This window comes from Candidatus Marimicrobium litorale, assembly GCF_026262645.1.
GTDB classification, from domain to species: domain Bacteria; phylum Pseudomonadota; class Gammaproteobacteria; order Pseudomonadales; family Halieaceae; genus Marimicrobium; species Marimicrobium litorale.
On record NZ_SHNO01000003.1, the window covers coordinates 60819 to 80282 of the forward strand.

The 19464-nt window shown below is 54.5% G+C and carries 16 protein-coding genes, 1 tRNA gene and 1 pseudogene; 11 read left to right on the top strand and 7 right to left on the bottom strand.

Annotation, left to right across the window (positions count from 1 at the left end):
• Nucleotides 1-67 precede the first annotated feature (67 nt).
• The 6 genes from rpsU (at nucleotide 68) to EYC82_RS17915 (ending at nucleotide 7671) form a co-directional block, all read left to right on the top strand.
• Entirely contained in the window at nucleotides 68-283 is a 216-nt protein-coding gene (gene rpsU, locus EYC82_RS17890) for a 30S ribosomal protein S21 (RefSeq protein ID WP_007228251.1), read from the top strand.
• An 18-nt stretch (nucleotides 284-301) separates the two neighbouring features.
• Entirely contained in the window at nucleotides 302-757 is a 456-nt protein-coding gene (locus EYC82_RS17895) for a GatB/YqeY domain-containing protein (RefSeq protein ID WP_279251002.1), read from the top strand.
• A gap of 107 nt (nucleotides 758-864) precedes the next feature.
• Nucleotides 865-2754: a DNA primase gene (gene dnaG / locus EYC82_RS17900; protein WP_279251003.1), complete on the top strand. Its 1890-nt coding sequence runs from the start codon at nucleotides 865-867 to the stop codon at nucleotides 2752-2754.
• Nucleotides 2755-2968: 214 nt separating this feature from the next.
• A complete protein-coding gene (gene rpoD / locus EYC82_RS17905) occupies nucleotides 2969-4798 on the top strand; it encodes an RNA polymerase sigma factor RpoD (protein WP_279251004.1) in 1830 nt (609 codons plus the stop codon).
• A gap of 138 nt (nucleotides 4799-4936) precedes the next feature.
• Entirely contained in the window at nucleotides 4937-5602 is a 666-nt protein-coding gene (locus EYC82_RS17910; RefSeq protein WP_279251005.1) for a cupin domain-containing protein, read from the top strand.
• A 587-nt stretch (nucleotides 5603-6189) separates the two neighbouring features.
• Nucleotides 6190-7671: an HAD-IB family hydrolase gene (locus EYC82_RS17915; RefSeq protein ID WP_279251006.1), complete on the top strand. Its 1482-nt coding sequence runs from the start codon at nucleotides 6190-6192 to the stop codon at nucleotides 7669-7671.
• 28 nt (nucleotides 7672-7699) lie between these two features.
• Here EYC82_RS17915 and EYC82_RS17920 read toward each other — a convergent pair whose 3' ends face one another.
• Together EYC82_RS17920 and EYC82_RS17925 are read right to left on the bottom strand one after the other, a co-directional pair.
• Nucleotides 7700-9097, bottom strand: a complete 1398-nt coding sequence (locus EYC82_RS17920) for a hypothetical protein (protein ID WP_279251007.1) — start codon at nucleotides 9095-9097, stop codon at nucleotides 7700-7702.
• Between the two features lie 12 nt (nucleotides 9098-9109).
• Complete coding sequence (locus EYC82_RS17925) at nucleotides 9110-10099, bottom strand: hypothetical protein (RefSeq protein WP_279251008.1); 990 nt, start codon at nucleotides 10097-10099, stop codon at nucleotides 9110-9112.
• Between the two features lie 581 nt (nucleotides 10100-10680).
• Here EYC82_RS17925 and EYC82_RS17930 point away from each other — a divergent pair.
• A complete protein-coding gene (locus tag EYC82_RS17930; protein ID WP_279251009.1) occupies nucleotides 10681-11964 on the top strand; it encodes a DEAD/DEAH box helicase in 1284 nt (427 codons plus the stop codon).
• 172 nt (nucleotides 11965-12136) lie between these two features.
• Complete coding sequence (locus EYC82_RS17935; RefSeq protein ID WP_279251010.1) at nucleotides 12137-12784, top strand: class I SAM-dependent methyltransferase; 648 nt, start codon at nucleotides 12137-12139, stop codon at nucleotides 12782-12784.
• A 195-nt stretch (nucleotides 12785-12979) separates the two neighbouring features.
• On the opposite strand, the gene EYC82_RS17940 is transcribed toward EYC82_RS17935, so the two are convergent.
• From EYC82_RS17940 to EYC82_RS17950, 3 genes are all read right to left on the bottom strand, one after another.
• Nucleotides 12980-13297, bottom strand: coding sequence for a potassium channel family protein (locus EYC82_RS17940; RefSeq protein WP_279251011.1), 318 nt, complete (start codon nucleotides 13295-13297; stop codon nucleotides 12980-12982).
• A gap of 182 nt (nucleotides 13298-13479) precedes the next feature.
• Nucleotides 13480-15291: a pectin acetylesterase-family hydrolase gene (locus tag EYC82_RS17945; RefSeq protein WP_279251012.1), complete on the bottom strand. Its 1812-nt coding sequence runs from the start codon at nucleotides 15289-15291 to the stop codon at nucleotides 13480-13482.
• Nucleotides 15292-15303: 12 nt separating this feature from the next.
• Nucleotides 15304-15513, bottom strand: coding sequence for a hypothetical protein (locus tag EYC82_RS17950; protein WP_279251013.1), 210 nt, complete (start codon nucleotides 15511-15513; stop codon nucleotides 15304-15306).
• 118 nt (nucleotides 15514-15631) lie between these two features.
• On the opposite strand from EYC82_RS17950, the gene EYC82_RS17955 reads away from it, so the two are divergent.
• From EYC82_RS17955 to EYC82_RS17965, 3 genes and pseudogenes are all read left to right on the top strand, one after another.
• A tRNA-Ile gene (locus EYC82_RS17955) sits at nucleotides 15632-15708 on the top strand.
• A 310-nt stretch (nucleotides 15709-16018) separates the two neighbouring features.
• A pseudogene (locus tag EYC82_RS17960) lies at nucleotides 16019-16270 on the top strand (hypothetical protein); the annotation flags it as partial.
• A gap of 427 nt (nucleotides 16271-16697) precedes the next feature.
• Nucleotides 16698-17285: a hypothetical protein gene (locus EYC82_RS17965; RefSeq protein WP_279251014.1), complete on the top strand. Its 588-nt coding sequence runs from the start codon at nucleotides 16698-16700 to the stop codon at nucleotides 17283-17285.
• A 161-nt stretch (nucleotides 17286-17446) separates the two neighbouring features.
• Here the strand turns inward: EYC82_RS17965 and radC are convergent, their stop codons facing one another.
• Both radC and EYC82_RS17975 read right to left on the bottom strand, forming a co-directional pair.
• Nucleotides 17447-17836 carry a RadC family protein gene (radC, locus tag EYC82_RS17970; RefSeq protein WP_341475075.1) on the bottom strand — a complete coding sequence of 130 codons (390 nt, stop codon included), beginning with the start codon at nucleotides 17834-17836 and terminating at the stop codon, nucleotides 17447-17449.
• Nucleotides 17837-18111: 275 nt separating this feature from the next.
• Nucleotides 18112-19461 carry a DsbA family protein gene (locus EYC82_RS17975; protein WP_279251015.1) on the bottom strand — a complete coding sequence of 450 codons (1350 nt, stop codon included), beginning with the start codon at nucleotides 19459-19461 and terminating at the stop codon, nucleotides 18112-18114.
• Nucleotides 19462-19464 lie beyond the last annotated feature (3 nt).

The following is a 19464-nucleotide window of genomic DNA, read 5'->3' on the forward strand; positions in this document are numbered from 1 at the left end:
GGTTTCGGGCGATTGTGGGCAGCACAAAACCACCCCCGGTGCACTGAATTACTGAATTGAGGTCTAAATGCCCCATATCAAGATCAAGGAAAACGAGCCCTTCGACGTGGCGTTGCGGCGCTTCAAGCGCTCCTGTGAAAAAGCCGGCGTTCTCGCCGAAGTTCGCAAGCGCGAGCACTACGAAAAGCCAACGACTGTGCGCAAGCGCGCGGGCGCCGCTGCGGTGAAACGTCATCTCAAAAAGTTGTCCCGCGAGAACCGTAAACGCGTCCGCCTGTACTGAGACCGCTGTCTTCACCCAATGAGCGAAGACTCTCTCACCCAGTCCATTAAGGCGGCCACCAAAGCCGCCATGAAAGCCAAAGCCAAAGAACGCCTTACTGCCCTGCGGCTCATGCAGGCAGAATTCAAGCGCATTGAAGTCGACGAGCGCATCGAAGTAGACGACGCGCGCGCCCTCGCCGTACTCGATAAAATGGTCAAGCAACGTCGCGACTCTGCACAACAGTTCACCGACGCAAACCGTGTCGACCTGGCCGACAAGGAAAACGCTGAAATCGCCGTCATTCAGGAATTTCTTCCCTCACAGCTGAGCGAGGGGGAACTGTCTGATCTGATCGACGCGGCCATTGCCTCGACAGATGCCAGCGGCATGGCGGCCATGGGACCCGTAATGGGTCAACTCAAACCCCGGCTTGCTGGCCGCGCCGATATGGGCGCCGTCAGCCAGATGGTCAAAGCGAAACTCACCGGCTGATTGATAGCGCCGGTGCAGATTAGGGCATCGACCATTCCATTGCGGCCTAAACTTTTACCTCGTGACATGCTTCAATAGCGTGTTAACTCGCTGTCATCGGTAGGGCCATGCCCGGACGCATACCACAGTCATTTCTGGATGATCTCCTTGATCGCGTCGATATTGTCGAGGTGATCGACCGCCGTGTGAAACTGAAAAAGTCCGGTAAGAACTACTCCGCCCGCTGCCCGTTCCACGAGGAACGCAGCCCGTCCTTCAGCGTGAACCCGGATAAGCAGTTCTACTATTGCTTTGGCTGTGGTGCCGGTGGCAACGCGCTCACCTTCCTCATGGAATACGACAATCTGGAGTTTCCCCAGGCGGTAGACAATTTGGCCAATAGCGCCGGCATGGAGGTCCCGCGGGAGCCCAGCCGCGACGGTCGCGACACGGGGCAGCGTGAAGACAGCAATAAACCGTTGTACGCGCTGATGGAGAAAGTGTCGCTCTTCTACCAAGCGCAACTGCGTCAGCACAGCGATGCGCCGCGGGCAGTTGAATATCTCAAGGGCCGGGGACTGTCGGGCCAGGTCGCTCGGGATTTTAACCTCGGTTTCGCCCCCCCGGGCTGGGACAGCCTGCACCCGGCCCTCGGCGGCGGCGAAGAATTGCAAGCGCTGTTGATCAAGGCCGGCATGCTGGTTCAAAACGAGTCGGGAAGAGTATACGATCGTTTCCGCGACCGGGTGGCATTCCCCATTCGGGACCGCCGTGGTCGAGTTATCGCTTTCGGTGGACGGGTGCTTGGAGACGACAAACCAAAATACCTGAACTCCCCGGAGACCCCGATTTTTCAGAAGGGCCGCGAACTATACGGACTTTACGAGGCTCGCCAGACCAACCGCCAACTGGATCGTATTCTGGTAGTGGAGGGCTACATGGATGTCATCGCCCTCGCCCAGCATGGCATCACGTATGCCACGGCTACACTGGGCACGGCCACCAGCCAGATCCACCTGGAGCGGATCTACAGGCTCTGCCCCGAGGTAGTGTTCTGTTTTGACGGAGATACCGCCGGTCGACGCGCGGCGCTGCGGGCTCTGGAGGCTGCCCTTCCGAGCATGGAGGATGGGCGCCAGGCGCGTTTTCTCTTCCTCCCGGAGGGCCAGGACCCGGATGACGCGGTGCGCAGCGGCGGGCGCGAGGCCTTCGAGCAACTAATGGCCGAGGCCGTCCCGCTGGAGGATTTCCTGTTCGAGTCCACCTCACGCAACCTGGACCTGAACAGCCTGGAGGGGCGCGCTCGCATGAGCAAGCAGGCCCTGCCCTACATCAGACAGTTACCCGAGGGCGTGTTCCGACAGTTGATGTATCAATCTCTGGCGGAACGCACCGGGCTGGAGCTGACCAGCCTTATGCAACTGGAAGTCCCGCCCATGAACGCGGACATAGCGCAGGACAACAGCGTAGATGGCGCAGAGTCACCTCCACCCTACCTCGATGAGGTGCCTCTTCCAGAGGACGAGCACTCGACCGAAACGCCGCCCAGCTTCAGGCACCGACCCACTCCAGAGGGTTACTCGAGCCTTGTTCAGACCGCAATTGCCCTGCTACTGCATCAACCAACCATGGCCCGGTTGATCAGCCCAGCGCAACTGGAGGGGCTGGATTTCGAGGGCAGTCAGCTGCTTTTAGACCTGTTGCAACTGCTGCAACGACGACCGGAATCCAGCACCGCAATGTTGTTGGGGCACTGGTATGGAACCCCCGAGGGCAACCTGCTCAATCGTTTGGCAGGACAGGAGAGACTGATTCCTGCCACTGGCATCGAACAGGAGTTCGCCGATACATTACTGGCCCTGACGCACCTGCCCGGACAAAACAAATTGGCCGCTCAGGTCGACAAACTGAAGGTCACCAACTACGCTGATGTGAGCGACACGGAAAAGCAGCGGCTCAAGGAGCTGCTGCAGGAGAAACGGGCGAGGGATGCGCAGCGCAACAAACCCGCTGACTGATTCAGCGGCCCCCCAGGGCAGGCCAAACCAGGCTACCGGGGCACTTGTTTTAGCCTATGACCGTCCCCACGTTAAATAAAGCGCAGATCGGGGCTATTTTATCGCCAGAATGGTCCACTTTGTTAGAAATATCCGGACTTCTTCTGTCAGTGCGCCGCGAATTTCGGGTATAATCCCCCGCTAATTTTTTCCCCTATTTCAGGATGCTGGCTCAATGACAGATGCTGCCAATCAACAGTCCAGGCTAAAAGATCTGATCGCGAAGGGTAAGGAACAGGGTTTCCTGACCTACTCAGAGGTCAACGATCACCTACCCCAGGATATTTCCGATCCGGATCAGGTCGAAGATATTATCCAGATGATCAATGACATGGGCATCCAGGTGTTTGAAGCGGCACCGGATGCTGATGAATTGCTCATGACGGAGGGAGATTCTTCAGCGGATGACATCGCCGCTGCCGAGGCGGCAGCGGCGCTGGCCGCAGTGGAAACAGAAGCAGGCCGCACGACAGACCCAGTGCGCATGTACATGCGCGAAATGGGCACAGTAGAACTGCTCACCCGTGAGGGCGAAATCGTCATCGCCAAGCGGATCGAAGAAGGCATCCGGGAAATGCTGTCCGCTCTGGCCTGCTACCCCGGATCAGTTAAAAGAGTGCTGGACGACTACGACCTGGTCGCTAAAGAGGAGCGTCGTTTAAGCGATATCATGGTCGGATACCTGGACCCCGCCGAGCACGTTCCCTCCGCGGCCGAGGTCGCCGAGGCAGCGGCCGAAGCAGCGCCACCCGCCGCGTCCAATGACGACGATGACGACGATGAAGCAGACACTGGTCCGGACCCGGTCGAGGCCAAAAAGCGCTTCTCCGCGCTGAAGCGCCAGCACAACAAGACCGAGAAGGCCATTGCTGCCAAAGGCCGCCAAGATAAAACCACCATCAAGGAAATGGAGAAACTGAGCAGTCTGTTTAAGTTCTTCAAATTCACCCCTCGTGTCTCTGACCCTCTGACCGATTCGCCGCGCAACATTCTGTTGGGCATCCGCGATCAGGAGCGGCAAATCATGCGTATCGCCGTGAAGGTTTGCGGCATGCCACGAAAAGATTTCATCAGCTCCTATCAGGGTTCTGAAACCGATATGCGCTGGGCCGCGCGGCATGCGCGCAAAAAAACCTATGGCCCCAAGCTAGCAGCCGAAAAAGCGGAAATTCAGCGTCTACAGCGCCGCATGGCACAGATAGAAGAGAGAGTCGGCCTTACCGTTACCGAGATAAAGGAAATCAACCGCAACATGTCGATGGGCGAAGCCCGTGCACGACGCGCCAAAAAAGAAATGGTCGAAGCCAACCTGCGCCTGGTGATTTCTATCGCGAAAAAGTACACAAATCGCGGCCTGCAATTTCTGGATCTTATTCAGGAAGGCAACATTGGACTGATGAAAGCTGTGGACAAGTTCGAATACCGACGGGGATACAAGTTCTCTACCTACGCCACATGGTGGATTCGTCAGGCGATAACGCGCTCCATTGCCGACCAGGCACGCACCATCCGTATCCCGGTGCACATGATCGAGACCATCAACAAGCTGAACCGGATATCGCGCCAAATGCTGCAGGAAATGGGTCGCGAGCCGACACCGGAAGAACTCGGCGAACGCATGGACATGCCCGAGGACAAAGTACGTAAGGTACTCAAGATCGCCAAGGAACCCATCTCCATGGAAACTCCTATCGGCGATGACGAGGATTCCCATCTGGGTGATTTCATCGAGGACAATACAATCAGTTCCCCCGTAGATTCCGCCACCGGGCAGGGCCTGCAGGAAGCTACCAAGGAAGTCCTCGCGGGCCTTACCGCACGGGAAGCAAAGGTATTGCGCATGCGCTTCGGGATTGACATGAACACAGACCACACGCTGGAAGAAGTAGGTAAACAGTTTGATGTCACGCGGGAGCGTATCCGACAGATCGAGGCCAAGGCGCTGCGCAAACTGCGTCATCCGACGCGCTCGGATTACTTGCGCAGCTTCCTCGACGAGAGTTAATTCTGGCGCGGCGAAACTCCCCCAGGGGGCAGAGCAGAGTTTCCATGTAAGGAAACTCTGCTCTGCCCCTTTTTTTATGCCCTGACGATCTGATGTCAGATAAGGGATATTCAGCTATCGCGTAAAACAGGTGCACTCATGCTCAATATGAATTTCAACGAAAGAGTCGTGATAAACACCGCGCGCGTGGAGTGGAAAAGAAGTTCCATGCCCGGCGTATGGCGCAAGCCGCTCGCGCGTGAAGAGGCAGAACGCGGACATGCCACCAGCGTCGTGCGCTATGAACCGGGCGCGGCTTTCTCATCGCACGACCACCCGGGTGGCGAGGAAATACTGGTGCTGGAGGGCGTCTTCTCCGACGGCAGCGGCGACTTTTGCGCCGGCACCTACTTCCGCAACCCCGCCGGCTATCGACACGCGCCCTTCAGCGAGCAGGGATGCGTGCTCCTGGTCAAGCTTCACCAGTTCCAACATGGCGATACGCGACATGTCGTGGTTGACACCCATGCGAGTCCATTCAGACCAGGCTCCGGCAACCTGCAGGTGCTCTCGCTGCACGACTATGCGACAGAACATGTCGCGCTGGTGCGCTGGCCCGCCGGAGAGCGCTTTGTCAGGCACCGTCACGTCGGCGGCGAGGAAATTTTCGTGCTTTCTGGTGAACTGATCGATGAGCAGGGGCGATACCCCGCCGGGACATGGGTTCGCAGCCCACACCTCAGCGAGCATCATCCCTACGCCGAAGAGGACACACTCATCTGGGTCAAGGTCGGTCATTTGCCCGTGGCGGCCGGAAGCCGGTGACTCCGTGAGACAGCCTCATCAAAGCCCCAAGTTAAGCCCGCCGCTAATCTCACTGGCACGACCGCGTAAACACACAGCGGTCATCGTCGCGCGGTCTATCAACGGAGGACCCCCATTGCCTAAAGGACACCCTAAAAGCAGACCATCAAAGGCGTCGGTGGAAAATGAACAGCACCGCCACTCGCACACGCACCCGCTTTTAAAAAACAGACCGTAAACGGCATGGTCGGGCGGTTACAGCCTGAGGGCGCTCGCTGGCCTTCGGACTGCGGCGGTGACGATGAACGCGCCGCAAGAACACTCTCGTTTTACTTGCCCCGTTGCGGCGCGAGTGCGCCTCATTCTGGTGCGCCGCTAATCGTTATGTCGGCCTGGCGTGTTGTCGGTATGCCCTCGATCGCGTAATTGGCGCGTACGAAACCGCTTTCCTCATCATTATTGTGACACTGGCTCAATCCTTGCTTTACAGCTAACAGGCGGCGAGCGGTATGATTTTGAGCACGTGTTAGGTCAGTGTCATCTGCCCGTCATGATTCATCCGTAATGTACGTCGCTCATTGCCGCACGTTCCACTGCAGGAGAGAAACATGTCTGTTCACACGCTAGACCACCATCTGGAAACGATCGGCCAAACGCAGGATAGCCCGTCGGTCGCATTTTTTGATTTGGATCGCACACTGATTGCTGGATTTTCCATTGTTGGCATGGCCCGAGAGCGTATTCGTCACGGTCTTACCCGCGGCGATTTGCGCGAGTCGTCTGTAATTCTAGCCGACCTCCTGCGCCAGCAACGCAACATGGAAAAAGGCCAGAAAGGTCCGGGATATAAACGCCTTGTGACGAGTCTGTCAAAATCCTTAAAGGGACTGTCCGAGGAAACACTCATTCGTTTGGGCGACCAGGCCTATGACAATACTATCGCCCGCAGCCTTTACAGCGAAGCGATCGCCCTCGTAGAGGCGCACCGTCGCGCCGGCCATCGTCTGGTGATTGTCAGTGCAGCCACCCACTATCAGATCGATCCGATCGCGCGGGTGCTGGGCATAGAAGAGGTCTGCTGCACCGGTCTGGAAGTCGAGAACGGCATATTTACCGGCGCAACACTGGCACCACTTTGCTACGGAGAGGGCAAGGCGATGGCAGCGCGACGGGTGTGCAAGCGACTCGGTGTTGCGTTCAAGCACTGTTGGTTTTACTCAGACTCCATCGACGACCTGCCCCTGCTGAGCAAGGTGGGAAACCCGGTAGCCGTCAATGCCACGGAGCAACTGAGGACACACGCCAGCAAGCAGGGTTGGACCCAACTGCAATTCAAAACTCGCGGCATGCCCAGTCTGGAAACCGTATTTCGCACTCTGCTGACACTACAGACCGTGGCGGCAACCACTGCCTGGTGCGCTCTCGGCGAGCGAATGGGTATTAAAAAGCTGGCGCCTCCCAACCTCGTGACACAGATGGTGGGCGAAATCGGCAGCGGGTTTGCGGGTATCGATATCGAGGTAGAGGGGGCCGAGCACCTGACCCGGAACAGGCCCGCCGTTTTCATTTTTAATCACCAGAGCATGCTGGATGCGATGGTGCTGGCACATCTGCTCCGCCGGGACGCCGTTGCCGTGTGTAAAAAAGAGCTCGCCACAAACCCCTTTACTGGCGCACTGCTGCGCCGAGCCAACACCCTCTTCGTCGACCGGGAGAGCGCTAATCAATCGGCCTTGCTGAAAGAGTCTCTGGAGGTGCTTGACAGCGGTCGCTCACTGGTCATATCGCCAGAAGGCACACGTTCAACACTTGGGGAGATACAGCCTTTCAAACACGGGGCTTTTTACCTTGCCAAAAAGGCGGGTGTGCCGGTAGTACCTGTGGTGCTTCACAATGTGAAGGATGCCTTACCCAACGGCGGCCTACTGATACGCGCAACTACGATAAGGGTCACGGTCCTGCCCCCAATGGAACCGGCCCGGATGGGCGGCGTGCGCAAGGCGTGTGAAAAAATGGAGCAGGCGTATGACCGTGTTCTGGGGCAATCCGAGATCGCCAACCTGCCCTCAGCCCTGCGACGAGCCGGCTGAGGGAGTAGAACCGCAAGGGCCGCAGGGGTTAAGGCTGCTGCAACACCTCCTGCTGCAATAACTGAAAGTCCGGCAGTGACAGTGTCCCGTCAAAGTCGAGATCGCACACGATCTGTTCATTGGCGGAGAGCACAGCACTGTTCAGCAGGTGTTGCTGCAGTAGTAGTAAATCACCCACACTGCGACCCGCGATCGAATCCACGTCACAGGGAAACTGAGATACGGCGGGATCAGTACCCGCAGCGATCTCCGCACCATCAGAAACGCCATCGTCGTCACTGTCAGCGTTGTTGGGATCGATACCCAGTGCGATTTCTGTGCCGTCCAGCACGCCATCGGCGTCACTGTCGGGATTATTGGGATCGCTGCCCGTGTCGCTTGCGTCGATGAAGACACCGGTGCCTGTTTCAACCTCATCAATCAGGCCGTCCTCGTCGCTATCGACAGGGGCGACTGACGACACCACCAGTGAGTTAATACGAAAGGTAGAATTGCCGATCGCCCCGCGGTTCGGCGTACTGACGGAAAAACTGGTGACCTCCTGCTCAACACTGTACTCCCAGTTGGATAGGTCTCCACCTGTGCGGCTGGCATTGTTCTCATCGATTGTCGTGACACCACCGCCGTTTAATGACAGTTCAGCTCGCTCACTGGTCGCAATCGGCTCGAATAGATCGAAGGCAATACTATCCAGAACAACCACTTCGCTGAACGTAAACGATAGTGTCTCACGGGTAGAACCTGTCCAGTAATTATCCAGAGCACCGTCGTCCAATGTGGCGGTATGATTGCCGAGCCCCGATGAACCCTGGGTAACGCTGCCCGAACTGGCAACAATATTGAGGCTCACGGAGCTGCCATCGCCGGGATCAAACGTGTATTGCGTAGGTCCGCCGCCGGTAAAGTCGATGGTGGCAGGCGGACCGGGAGGCGGTGTGCCTCCGGTCACCAAGGTAATGCTCTGCTCTATAGTGGCACCCGAATTAGTGTCGCGCACTGCAAACGTCGTCATACCCAGGGGGGACAAGTCAAACGTAATTGGGTCGGCTAGAAAATCGGTGCCAAACGCACTGGTGACACTACCGCAACCGTTTACTAAACCCCCGTTATTGGTGCAGTTGATTAATTGGCTGCTGCCACTGACACCACTGAGGTTATCAGTAGAAAATACCCCTGTGATGGTAGCAACGGTGTTGGTAGTGGTGTCGGTAAAGCCCGTGACGGTAGTCGTTGTAAGGTTTAGCGTGAGCGTACCTGCCACCGCATCCAGTGTTGCGGTACCGCTACCACTGCCGCTGCCCGATGTGACACCGGATACAGTAATGGATTGACTGACACTGAAGGATGTCGCAAAAGCGACGTTGCCCAGCGAGGCCGCAGCCATGACCAGCACCCCGGCAAGTTTTTTGACCGGAAAAATAAACACTGGCATGTCCTCCTATAGATCCGCGTTGTGCGTCAGCACAGGCGAGATGCCCGTAAGAATCGACCCATCGGTGCCAATGTAGTAACTATTGCCTGCATTGATACTGAAACTGGCCTTGGCCTGTGTCACCGCTGAGGTTGCGCCCGACTTGAAATACAGCAGTTTTACTGCGAGGCCAGAGAGGGGCGTGGTATTTTGTGTCGCGTTGGCCTCGTCGGAAAAACCCGCTGCGTTGAGCAGCGTGACATAAAGAGTGCCGGTGCCGTCGCCATTGGCGACATGATTGTAGTTGAGCTGCACATAGGGATTATGATCGACTGGCACAACCATCGGTTCAGCGCCCGCTGCGAAAAAACTGTCGTCGTTGTATTCAATTTCGAGGAAGGCTCCCCCGGCTTGACTGACCCCGGCAAGATTGTCGGGGGCGATCAAAAAGTTATCTCCATACTGGGTATAACCCACAAACTGGCGGTCATAGTCGCCATCACGAGCCGATGTGCCAGCGATAATCTCTACAGGTATGGCGCTGAGGTCCCCTTCCATCGCATCGGCGATATTGGTTAACTTGGGAGAAGTTATCTCCACAGTCGCCGCACCAACCGCCAGCGGCAAGGGCGTTTCCGGCATACCGGGAGGGTTCAATGGCACAACCACAAACCAACCGCCATCAAAAGCACTCATACCCGATAGTCCGAACAAATCGATTTGACCGTCAATGACACCTGCGTTCAGGCGAGCAGCATAATCGGGGAATGACTTGAATACGAATAAGGCCTCGAGGTCATGCTCCACGCTACTTGCATCGGTGAGCGTAATACTGAGATCGCTTGCCTTGAGAACGGCTTCACCACCGCTGTTACGCTCAATACCGCCCAAACCGAGAACAATCCGGTCTCCCGCGCGCGCATATCCTGGCACGGGCTTGGTCTGCACACAGCCCACTACCCATAACAACGTCAGGCACAACACTGAACATCTAAGTCCTGTCGACAACACAAACATAGTTTTACTCTCTTATTTTTATTACATTTATTTAGCGACCAGAAGGTACAACCGTTTGTTCCCGTCTGGCGACTGGACGAGCGGGCGACGCAGTGCGTCTTGCCCAGCTCGCTGCGCACCGTAACAAAGGCTGCCCCCGATTGATTCGCTCGAAGCGACTAATGTCTTAAAGAAATCGCAGAAAAACTGGCCGAGTATGAGTAAGTAGACATAAGAAAACATTCTTACTTGAGCGCGGCGCGCTTTTAAAAACGCGCGCAGAGCTGCACTCTGACAGTAAAACAGTGTCGTTTGCACATCTGGGGGTTTTTCACTTGCAATTGAAATAGCCGCCACGTAGAGTCCAAACCGCTGGCCAAGGCCGGCCCGCGACATCCTGGTTGCAGACGCCCGCAGGCGTCCTCCGCATTGTCCAAGTGACACTGTGGGTCCACTTCACTGTAAGTGCCTCTTTGAATGCCGCATGTGCCAACGGGCACAACACGGTAAGTTCACCGTTTCGAATTCGATTCAGTGCACCCGCCATTCCCTGCCGGCAGGCAGTTGTTATCAGCGGTGCCAAATCACCCTAAAGGAAATTTATGAGTTTTAACGACCTTGGCCTTATAGAGCCAATAGCCCGCGCTGTAAGCGAAAAAGGCTACACCACCCCCTCGCCCATTCAGGCGAAATCGATCCCTGTTGTACTTCAGGGAAAAGACCTGATGGCGTCCGCCCAAACCGGGACGGGAAAAACCGCCGCTTTTGTGTTGCCTTTGCTGCAGCAACTGGCAAGTGGCCCACGACCGGGCGCGAAAAATGTGCGCGCGCTTATTGTGACACCTACCCGCGAACTGGCCGCACAAATACAGGCTAATATTGATGAATACAGCACACACCTCCGTCTATCCAACCTTGTGGTATTCGGCGGCGTGAATATCCGCCCGCAAATTCGTACGCTACAACGCGGTGTGGACATCCTGGTGGCTACACCGGGACGGTTGCTTGACCTTCATGGCCAACACGCGGTCAACCTGAGCGAGGTAGACATTCTGGTTCTGGATGAGGCAGATCGTATGCTCGACATGGGGTTCATTCATGACATTCGCAGGATTCAAAAGCTGCTGCCCAAAAAGAAGCAGTCGCTACTGTTCAGTGCCACCTTTTCATCCGAGATTCGCCAGTTAGCCAAGACCATGTTGCACCAGCCCGTCGAAGTTGACGTAGCACCGCGCAATACGACAGTGGAAACAGTGAGCCAGCGTATTCACCCGGTGGATAAGGGGCGCAAGTCGGCCCTGCTGCAACACCTGATCCTTGATAATCAATGGCAACAGGTGTTGGTATTCAGCCGCACCAAGCACGGTGCCAACAAACTGGTGAAAACTCTGTTAAAAGCAGACATCCCGGCCGTGGCGATACACGGTAACAAAAGCCAGGCTCACCGCACACGTGCACTTGCAGATTTCAAGGCCGGTAAAGTTGACGTCATGGTCGCTACCGATATCGCGGCACGCGGTATCGATATCGCTGACTTGCCCCATGTTATTAACTTCGACCTGCCGAATGTCCCGGAGGATTATGTCCACCGCATAGGCCGCACGGGCCGCGCCGGTGCCGAGGGAGAAGCGATCTCACTGGTCAGCGCCGATGAAATCAAGCAACTGCGAGATATCGAACGACTGATTCAGGATACGCTGGAACGAGACGAAATCGAGGGCTTTGAACCAGAGCATCAACTCCCTGAGTCGAGGCAGGGCGGACAGCCAAGACGCCGTCAGCCGTCAGAGAAATCCGGCGGCAACAAGGTGTCCAGCATCGACCAGCGCAAGAATAATTCGCGCCGCCGCCGGCCGCCGCGCAACCGAAAGCCCAGCGCAGCATAAGGGCTACTGCCTCGATAAACACCCCGCGGGTAGCTTGAACGCACGGTGTGCCGTAGCGTTTAGCGCGAGATAACAGAAAACTCGCGCTTTAACCCCACATCTGGGTTACGGTAGTGTTTCTTGTTTTTCCTGCGGGAGGTACTGAATCCAAACTCCTTATTCCGGCCCTGATGTGCCCCTGCGTTTTCGCTACCAGACCTTTGAGTTTGGTGACAGCGATATCCATCTGCGCTCATTGCGCGACACCCAGCAGTATAGCGACCCTGGCGGTAAAGCACTCGGCCTTGGCATATCACCTGCGAATTGGGCATTGTTCGGAGTGGTGTGGGACTCCAGTCAGGTACTGGCACGACTCATGGCGGATTTCGATATTGACGGCAAGCGAACCCTGGAGCTGGGCTGTGGAATGGCGCTCTCCAGCCTGCTACTCAATCGCCGGGGCGCAGACATCACCGCTACCGACTACCATCCGGAAGCGGGTGCATTTCTCGAGGCCAATACACGGCTAAACGAAGATTCGGATATTCCCTTTTTCAGGGCAGACTGGAATCAGCATGGCAGCAAGGAGGGCCTCTTTGACCTGATTATTGCTAGCGACGTCCTGTACGAGAACTTCAACCTGTCCTCTCTCGCCCGCTTTGTTGAGGATCATGCAAGGCCGACTTGCGACGTTGTCGTTGTCGACCCAGGAAGAAAGCAACAGGGCGCCTTCGCAAAACTGATGTCTCTTTATGGCTTTACCTACGAGCGGGAAAAAGCGCGAGATTTGTCTGGTCTGGAAAAACCGTTTAACGGTTCTATTCTAAAGTTCAGCCGCTGACGGTATTGATTGGCGAATGAGGAGCTGCCGTTTATCAGGCGCGTCTCTAAAGCGTATTACTTGCCTCAGTCGACCGCGCACAAGCGCAGCAAATGCACACTGTATGAATTTCTTATCGTTTTATTTGAAACCAAACACGCCCGAAATCGAGAAAGCAATAAATGCAGCCGCAATCAAGGTGAGGCGAAATAGATGTCACTCTTCAGTGATGCGCGTTACTTCTACTGCGTCACGAAGCGCATGGACAGCTGTCGCAACTATCATACCGGTAACAATGATACCGACCACACCGAGACCTATAGCCACCAGCCTTCCCACCGCCGTAACTGGCGCAATATCTCCATAGCCGATAGTCAGGCCAGTAATCATCGCAAAATAGAATCCGTCTCCAAAAGGCAGGTTCTCGGCGCGCCCGACAACAAAACCACCTGCGACTACAACACCAAATAGCACGCCGTATATACTTTTCGTCTGCCAGAAGACATACCCAAAGCTGCGAAAAAAGTGTCTCACTAACGTATCCCCAGCCATAGCCACACCCCGCACAAAGATACCGTAGATCTAATAGTCAACGCTTTGCAGTAAGCGAATCAACGTTCTCGCACAAATACTTTTTTATCACAACTTCTGAAAGCGGCCAGCCCGGCGCGTCTTTTACCACGTCAGAACAGAGACGCCCGTTTTTTCAAACGGCGCTAGGGTAATTCGCAGGGAAACGGATTTGATCCGGGGATATCCGTAACAAAATCACCCTCTTCAGCCCAATCGGATATGGAATCAGGATCGGTAACCGCTCGCCATAGCCAGTCGACCATGCGCTCTCCTGCTACCTCGCCGTAGTAAAACTCATCACGTATCGATACAACGTGTACGCTGTTTTTAGAATCGCTGGTGAGATACCACTGAATGCCCGACAGATCTTTCGTTTCGCAATAGGCACTGCGCATGGTATTGATCCAGAGAGCCTCATCGGTAAAAAATGCATCACCCTGCTGGGTATTGTCTTTCTGGTTGGACAGGATGAGATATTGCTGTTCCGGCACCTGTTTTAGTCGAGGCGAGATAATTTCATAATTGACGGGACCTATAATGCATTCGCCGGACACACAATAAGGAGGGAGATAAGGCTGAACGCCCCAGGCGGGAATTTTAATGGGTGCAAGGCTGCTTATGCCTGCCGGTGTGCCGTTGTCCAGTGCGCCGCCCGCGTCGGGATACGCCGCCGTTCTGGGCCACTGCAAATCATCCAGCACCCAGGGGTAATTATAGAGGGTGCCGTAGGCGCCTGCCGAGAATCCGCCAAACAGCGCGATCAACTCATCAGGGCGAAAACCGGTCTCCGTCGATTCGTCCATCAGTTTCCATAGAATATCCTGCACGTTCCTGATACTGGAACGCAGATTAATGGCGCCATAGCGAGGCAAATCGAAATCGCCAAAGGATTCGACAACACCACCGCCGATGAATACATCGCGGTTGCAATACGGGAAATAGACCTGTGTCCACGTAGCGAAGGGATTGTCAGGCGTATTCCCACCGAGGCCTTCTGCGAATTCAGGTGCAGGATCATCCAGTGCCCTGAACAACTCCGGGTTGTTTGCTAGACTGTTTCTACAATCTTCCTCGAAGAGGCAAACACCACCACCGGCGAGCGACAGCAAAACGCGGTCGACAGGATAGCCCTCTGGTGCAAGGCGTAACTGGAAGGCGTAATCACTGCCATCGCCACACATGGTTCCCCATTTGTCATTTTCCAGGACAATCTGTGTCCACTCTCCACGCACTGGCATTGTATCGACGTTTGATGGACCGCATGTGGGGCTCAGCTCTGATGCATCCTCGTGGGCGGTCGACATAATGCAATCGATCTGGTCGTCAGCCCGTTCGACATAGATTTCGGGTGTCAGGGAAATAAGCTGCTCCAGCCCCGGACAACTGCTACCGATGAGTGCAGCGGCCTCAGTTGCCCGCATCTTTCTTTCAGCTTTCACCGCCGCAACATCACAATCATCTGCATTAAGGCACTGATCAATCGAGTCCAGCGCGTTATTGAAGTAGTCACTCGCCGTGCGCTGCGCATCTTGCAAACACGCACGCTGCTCGTCGGACGCACCGGGCCATATAGACCCCTGAGGTCCGCCGTAAGTGCGCCAGGCAAGAGAGTCAGACTGCGCTTTGCAGGATGCCTGAAAACGACCGACCAGAGCATCCTGAGAAAGCCCCAAAAAATCGCCGTCATTACAGCTGCCCCGTACTGCATCCTCCAGATCATCATTGGCAGATATATATGCTGCAGAGCCGGCATCACAGGCGCTACCGAAATTTTCGTAGCACTCACGCTGCGCCTCGTTGTATTCCCCCAGACAAATCTGCAACGCGCCTGCCGCCGCTTGCCCACAGTTGGTAGTAGAGGTTTCATTGTTAGAGCTATCGCTACAACCGACGAGCATCGCTACTGCAAGTAATAGCAGTGATATCGATTTCGTATTCCTGAGAACGTACAGCATAGTTTGTTTGTCCTATTCTTTTCCCATGATCACCTGCGCTGTGCAGCGCGCCAATATTGACCAACGGCCTTCAGCGGCTAGACTGCGTTTAAAATACAGCCCCAGGACACCAATATCCATAGGCTTGTGCAAGGGAACCACAGACGGACTGTCCTGCAGTACAATAAAACGGTCTCTCCGCCCTCTGGCCAGATCCTCAAACACGGTCAGACGGAATCTCATCGGCATGAGCCCTGCTGCGAAAACAAACGATTCGAACCATCAATCCACTTTCGAGTTTGTGACGCCACCAGGGGGATGTGCCTAAGGCGATTCTTCTTTATAATAGCGGCCCTTTCCGGGGCCCATAGCTCAGCTGGTTAGAGCATCCGACTCATAATCGGCAGGTCGAAGGTTCGAGTCCTTCTGGGCCCACCATATTATTGATTCTTATAGTTTTTCTATAGAAGAGAGCATCCGACTTTTTGTCGGTTAGTCGAACCCTTGCCGTTGCCACAAACAGAGCAGCTACAAGGATTGATGACTGGGATGTTTCCACACTCTGACAATACCGACCCTATACCGGGCCTCTGGGATACAAAGGCCAAATTAACCCGACGCACCCGACGCACCCGACGCCTCTCCATAGAGTCCATGGCCTTGCAGCAATTACATTGGCGTCGGGTACGTCAGGTTTGTCGGGTGTGAATCTGTTTCAGGGGGTAGCTGCCCACTCTCCGGTACTGACTGGGCCCAGCGACTCAAGCGTATGTTCAATATCGACATTGAGGTTTGCAGTCGCTGCGGGGGGGCTGTCAAAGTCATCGCTTGCATCGAGGAGCAGGACGTCATCGACCGGATCCTGGCTCATCTTCGCGAGAAGGAACAGGATGTCCCTGCCCGGCCCCTCCTGGTGCCCCCAACCAGGGCGCCACCTGCCACGCTGTATCTTTTCGCAGGAAGCGAACTCCCAAACCCATATCAGCAAAAACGCCACTGAAAAACCCACGGCACGGGCTACTGCGGGCTCTCGTTCAGGAATGGACGGATATGAATTGCGAGATCACCGCAGCCAACAACGTCTCAGGCCCATAGGCGGATATTTCGAGAATTTCTACAGCTCAGTTGGCAGTATCAGTGAGGAAATCGACTTCCAGCAGGCCGTTTATTTGTCCTATACTTGTAAGGCAGAAGGCTCTTAACTCCTCACCGTTGGCTCATGAAGAGTGGGAGTACTAAAGAAATCATCTGCTAAGTCATTTACTAGTAATGTTATTTAGCTTGGGACTCTAATCTGATTGTTAGTACAACTAAAAAATGGAATGAGGATTTGTGCAGGGGTGGTCCATGCATCACAAATGACAATGCCTGCAGTAAGTGCTTCCCAAATTCATACTCCAATTTAACTAACTAGGAGAGACTACTACGTGTACATAGTTATAGGGCTACTAAAAATACTATTAGGCTTAGTAATGATTGTCGCCGCCTTTCCTGTACAGCTCGCATGGTTCGGTGTTTGCTTTGGCACGGTGATAATAGGCCTCATTGTTTTTTTCAGTTTTCCAGTCCTTATGTTAGCGCCATTCTTGGTTCTCTGGACAAAGGGTTGGGGCCTCGTAGCCGATGGGCTCGAAGAAATTGGGTTTAGGGCCTCTCACGAAGATCTCGCTACAAGTTTTGAGACGCACAATAATGAACAGTTTAGCGCCAACCCCTATGTACAAAAATTACTCGATAATAATAGCGCTTGTAAGGGCGTCATAATGCATCCTGATTTGCCCGAGGGATATGAATTCAAAGAGAAGGGGGTCTTCGGTACTGCTTTTTCGCCAATTATCCCATATTGGTATGCCAGACGAGCAGGAAAAGTACAATGGCGTTATCAAGTTGCAGAAGCGCGTCAGAAGAGCCCTAAAGTCTTGGCTAATTTGGAACGTAAATATAAGAAACTGCTGGCTAAAGAATTGGAGTGGGAATTGTGGGTAAGGGCTGATGAGCACCATAGTAGTAATTAAAGATACTTAAAGTCATTGCTGCTCTGGTTAGCTCCAAATATTAATATAGGTTGGGGTATATGGCGTTAGTGCTCACTGCCGACAATGTGCATCGTCCCTACATATGTTCATTCGTAATCTTGGTTACAAAAAAATATAGCACCAGTTACGGTGCTATCGGGTTACAACAGACCTGCTTCAGCCATGGAAACAGTATCGGCTGCTCCGGCAATGATATGGTCAAGAACCCTGACATCAATTAGGCTTAAGGCATCCTTTAGCCGCTTGGTAATATTGATGTCACTCGTGCTCGGCTTCGGCACCCCTGAGGGATGGTTGTGAGTGAAGATCACTGCAGCCGCGTTCAGCTCCAAGGCTCTCCTTACAACTACTCTGGGGTGAACGCTAGCGCCGTCAACGGTGCCGCTAAATAGCCGCTCAAAGGCTATTAGCCTGTGCTGGCTGTCCATAAACATACAACAGAAGTGCTCGTCCTTCTCATGCGCAATCTGAAGCTGACAGAACTGTTTAACGTCTGCAGAGTACTGACAAGTTAAAGCGCTGATATTGATAGAATCGACGTTACTGACAAGTTAACTCGAGGTCACGGGCTGGCGCTACACAATCGAGCCTAGACTGACCAGAAATGTGTCATTGGCCCCCACATTGGGCTGTAATTTCCCAAGATTTTGGTGTGTGGTTTCCACATTTGGAGTGAGTCTAAGTTAACTTGTCAGTACCCTTTACGTGTATAGGGCGATACCGAGCTGCCTACAAGTCTCAGATCAGTCATCATAAATCCAGTGGTTGGAAAAACACTAATATAAGGAATCAGGTTGGAGAAACACTAAAGCGAGGCGCGACGTCGAATCTCTGCTGCCACCAGCCACAAACGATCCTGCCCCCACACTTCGAGATCAGGCTCACCCGCTGGGCCACAAAGCCGATAGGAAGGCACACCCCAAAGGCCCATGCCCTCCACCATTTCATCCTGGTGTTTTTCTATGAACGGCTTCCAATCTTCACCGCCAAGGTGCTTCAGGGCCTCCGTCCAGTCCAGCCCCACCTCTTCTACCGCTCGTTTGATATTCTTCTTTCTGTGTAACGCTATGCCTTCTGCGAAGGCATGGCGCAATAAGGTGCTGAGGAGCTCTACATCTTTACCGAGCGACTTGGCCCAGGGCATTAGTGAGTAGGACTGCCGGGTAGGCTCGCCAATCGTTATTACCGTGTTCCCAAAAGGCACACCCAAAAATTCACTCTCGCGTTTTACATCAAAGAAAATATAGGCAACCTTACTCGGGGGGGCAGGGACGCCCCGCATTACCATCGGCAGAACAGGTTTGTGGTGAAGGTTTATCTTGCAGGCCCGACTGAGCTCGATTGTGTTGTCATAAATGATTGCGGTATAGGGGCTGTTCAGAGAGGGGAAGAAATGCAATTGCAATCCGCTGGCATCAACCCCCCTAACGTCCAGTTCAGGCCGGGGTGCAATATAGGGCTGACCTGGCTCTTTACACACACCCAATTCACGCAGGCGCTCCTCCAGGTGAAACAGTCGGTCAACGCCCCAGTACCACTCACCAGCATAGTAGAGCATCGCGCCTGAATAGTGATCCAATTCTGCAAGGCGCGCAGACCCTGCCTCGAGAGCCGCTTCAGCTTCCTCCACAGTCACCTGACCAGCATCGATAGAGCCATCTGACCATAAGCTGGTGCTAATACCTTCAACCTGATTTAGAAAATCTTTTGCGCCAAGCTTTGTAAGCGCTCGATTAGCCGCCTGCTGCAATTCAGGCTCAGGCACCACCCCAGCATTATCGGGAAAGCTCAAGCCATAATGCGGCGCTATCAATCCACAGTCACGCCGTGCCCAAACTGCCAGCTTTTCTTCCTCAGGCTGGCTGCGGCCGCCGGTTGCGCGGATAAGATGCGGCACAACTTCAATGTCATAACTCTCGGCAAACTGCGCGACTACCTGCGCCATCAGGTGCGAGTAGGGATCGTCCACCTGGTGGAAATACTCCACTACATGAGGCAGACCTTGGGCTTTGCGCTTCTTCTCGACAGCTACTCGCTTCTTCGCTCTCCGTCCGGCGTTTGCAAATCCGCTTAATCGCTTTGACACTAAAAAGCGCAGCAGGCGCGACGGGTCAACCAGGTAAGAGGCAGTGGGATTGTTCTCTGGTTCAAGCATATG